The following is a 2,939-nucleotide window of genomic DNA, read 5'->3' as shown; positions in this document are numbered from 1 at the left end:
CTCTGCTCTTTCTTCTTCTTTAAGAGCTTTTTGTAAGTTTTTCTTTTCTTCTAAGTCTAGGAAATCTTTGGCTGGCATAAGTAGGATTTTTCTCAAGTTACTATTTCTATTTTAGGTGGTTTAAGTGCGTTTTAGCTTATTAACCAATCTCAAAAGAACCGAGGAAGCGTTGCTTGAAAAAGCAGCCCCAGTACCTTGAATAATCAGTGTATCTAAGCTACTACCATCGGCGCTGATGGTGAAGACATTGCCACTGTAGCTACCAGAAAGGTAGTAGTTTGTACCAGAAACCAGACTAGAAGTTAAAACCCCAATCCCGGATATTGCAGAACTCGAAGAATCCAGAGCAAGTATATCTCCTAGGTACCAGCGGTTCGGTCTAACCGTGTATTAGACACCTCCAAAATTCAGGCTAGATTGAGGTTAATTGCTGGAGATGTCTATTGTACTGTCAGAGAATCAGGAGCCACCCAAGACCCATTGGGTCGCTACCTCAGTTTCCCCCCACGGGAACTGCCTGACTTCAGCGGCGACAAAGTGGGAAGCCAGACTTTCAATCAGTTTAACCAGAGTGGAATCAGTCACCACGGCAACCTTACTGACGTACTTGTGATGGTCGCGTATCAGCCGGAAATGAGCAACCAAGGCACCAAAACTCTCCCAACCAGTGAACGTGGGAACTTCGATGATTACGCCAGCAAGGCCACCAGTGGCTTCAATGTGGGGGTCCACTGCCTCCGCAATCTTGATGAAATCTTCCGCCGCAAGTGCAGATGTAGGTTGCATATAGAGAATGCTATGCGCGGCATCCAAATTATAATCTATCATAGTTTGCCTCTCCCAAATGGTCGAAGTCTAACTATATGCTATCACAAATAGACGGTTTCACCAGAATTACTAGACGAGCTATAATCCCGAAATTGTAGCTTATAAACTCTTCACTTTGGCAATGAAAATCTTTCAGCCAATCCTCTCGTTTCATTCCTTGAGGAGACAGATGATCAAATACTCTTCCCCTCACTTCTACCCCATAGTGTTTTCCATTGATCGTAATTGATTGATCGATCATTCCCCACGCAATCGCTGATGAGATAATCTTGATCATGATAGCGCGTTTTCAGTTCGATCACTTTTCCCTCAATTTCGTTGTCTGTTAGCTACTGCACATTAATAAAGCTGGAATTGACTGACAATATTGCCAATTTCTTGATCAATTTGGGAATCGGTTAACTTAACCACTCTCTCACTCCCAAAGGAAAGCTGGTATCCCTAGTCTATCAGCTAGTTGGTGCGGGGCGATCTCGCGTAGCGAGTGCCTTCGGCAGTGCTTTTTGTTTTATGATCGTTAATGAAAGTAAGAAAAACAATAAGGAAGTAGGGGCAGTAGCATGAACGACCAAAGTGCTGTAGATATTGAGCAATTCCTAGAGTATTTAGAAACCTCAAAAGACGGCTGATGACGTGCCTCCTGAAGAAATTGAAGTAGGAAAGAAAGCCTATCAGGAATATTTAGAAGGGCGCGATCCTGGCAAGTCCTTAGTAAAGTTAAAGGCTGAGTTAGGATGTGGCGTTACATAATCTTAAAACCAGCCGAGCGTTATCTAAAACGGTTACAGCCCCGCAGCCAAGAGCGCATCTTGAATGAACTGGATAAATTGCTGCTTAGTCCTACCTACTCACAATCTTAGTTCATCTCTTCCGTAAAGGGGTGGGCTGTTCACAACCGATTCGGTTCTGCGGTTTCTTTATAGAGATTAAGAAGGAAATATAAAGATTTATTAAATTGTAGCTTTTAATACAGTTGTGGGGGGGGGAGTGTGTATTGTTCTGTTATCTGCCTTCTGTCTTGGGTTGGGCTGTTGCTTGACCTGGCTGCGAGGGGGGCGATCGCACTTAAAATATTTAGCAAAAAAGAGAAGTTAGAATGCTCAAAAACTTAGCCTCCGTTTCTACTCTAGTCATTCCTTTTTTATTTTTTCCGACTCAAGCTCAAGCGAGCGTTGCTTTACAAAGCTTTACGGGTGGTTCTCTGTTCACAGATGTTAATGGAACGAACATGACGGTGGGATGGTCATTTACCGCTAATGACAATCTCTCGGTAACTTCTTTAGGGTTATGGGATGAAACTCCGGCAGACCCTTTAGCCCAAACTCATCAGGTTGGTTTATGGAGTTCAACTGGAACTCTGCTCGGTTCCGCTACTATTCAAACCAATAGTCCATTAACCGGTAGCTTTCGCTATGCGGCGATCGCACCAGTTGCTTTAACCAGCGGGTTAACCTACTTTCTGGGTTCAGAAATTTCTAACCCTTTTTCAGATCAATATACAAGTTCTGCTAGTTCGATCGTCACAGCCCCAGAAATTACCTTTTTAGGAGCGGCACGTAGCAATTCGGCTGGTGGTTTCTCTTTCCCTTCTATCACTGCCTCTGTCAATGGCCGTTTCGGTCCTAATTTTCAGTTTCAAGTTGTCTCTGCATCTGTTCCAGAACCAACCTCAACCCTCAGCTTCCTAGCTCTCGGCACTCTCGGCGCGGCTTCAACCCTCAAACGCAAACTTAAGCCATAAAAGTCGGCTAAATTGCCCACCAAAAACACAATAAATCACCCTTCATTCAGTCAGTTGAGGGGGTTTTATTTTTTTCCTTTATTAACTTGATTAAATAGGGCTTGCTGAATAATGGTAAAACCCTTTGAAAATAAGGCTTTTGACCTGTTAAAATCCGATGTTCATGCTGCGAAAATCGGATTGAGACCCTCAAAAACCTTGCATTATCCTTCTTGTAGTACATAAACTGGTACAAAAAGAGAGGGCAACAAAGCCTGAAACGACCGGCTACTGACGACCGGCTACTGACGACCGACTCCTAACCCCACCAACAAACTTTTTGCCGCCAACCCTAAATACCTTAAGAATCGAGGGCGATTGCACTATAGCA

The 2,939-nt window shown here is 43.8% G+C and carries 4 protein-coding genes; 2 read left to right on the top strand and 2 right to left on the bottom strand.

Going from position 1 to position 2,939, the window contains the following annotated elements:
* Positions 1-459: 459 nt before the first annotated feature.
* Positions 460-828: a SpoIIAA family protein gene (locus O9295_RS08095; protein WP_079209335.1), complete on the bottom strand. Its 369-nt coding sequence runs from the start codon at positions 826-828 to the stop codon at positions 460-462.
* A gap of 31 nt (positions 829-859) precedes the next feature.
* Positions 860-1,105, bottom strand: a complete 246-nt coding sequence (locus O9295_RS08090; RefSeq protein ID WP_288032621.1) for a papain fold toxin domain-containing protein — start codon at positions 1,103-1,105, stop codon at positions 860-862.
* Between the two features lie 457 nt (positions 1,106-1,562).
* Between O9295_RS08090 and O9295_RS08085 the strand changes: the two genes are divergently transcribed.
* Together O9295_RS08085 and O9295_RS08080 are read left to right on the top strand one after the other, a co-directional pair.
* The gene (locus O9295_RS08085) at positions 1,563-1,688 is read left to right on the top strand and encodes a type II toxin-antitoxin system RelE family toxin (protein ID WP_287627675.1); all 126 of its coding nucleotides are present in this window, start codon (positions 1,563-1,565) and stop codon (positions 1,686-1,688) included.
* Between the two features lie 236 nt (positions 1,689-1,924).
* A complete protein-coding gene (locus O9295_RS08080; RefSeq protein ID WP_288032620.1) occupies positions 1,925-2,569 on the top strand; it encodes a DUF4082 domain-containing protein in 645 nt (214 codons plus the stop codon).
* Positions 2,570-2,939: the final 370 nt, after the last annotated feature.

The organism is Microcystis sp. LE18-22.4A (assembly GCF_027531105.1).
In the GTDB taxonomy this organism is placed as follows: domain Bacteria; phylum Cyanobacteriota; class Cyanobacteriia; order Cyanobacteriales; family Microcystaceae; genus Microcystis; species Microcystis aeruginosa.
This window is presented reverse-complemented; position numbering and strand designations above follow the sequence as displayed.

Bases quoted from the DNA above. Each gene is read 5' to 3' on its own strand.
- O9295_RS08085 (WP_287627675.1), top strand. From the start codon at position 1,563: ATGTGGCGTTACATAATCTTAAAACCAGCCGAGCGTTATCTAAAACGG.
- O9295_RS08090 (WP_288032621.1), bottom strand. From the start codon at position 1,105: ATGATCAAGATTATCTCATCAGCGATTGCGTGGGGAATGATCGATCAA.
- O9295_RS08095 (WP_079209335.1), bottom strand. From the start codon at position 828: ATGATAGATTATAATTTGGATGCCGCGCATAGCATTCTCTATATGCAA.
- O9295_RS08080 (WP_288032620.1), top strand. From the start codon at position 1,925: ATGCTCAAAAACTTAGCCTCCGTTTCTACTCTAGTCATTCCTTTTTTA.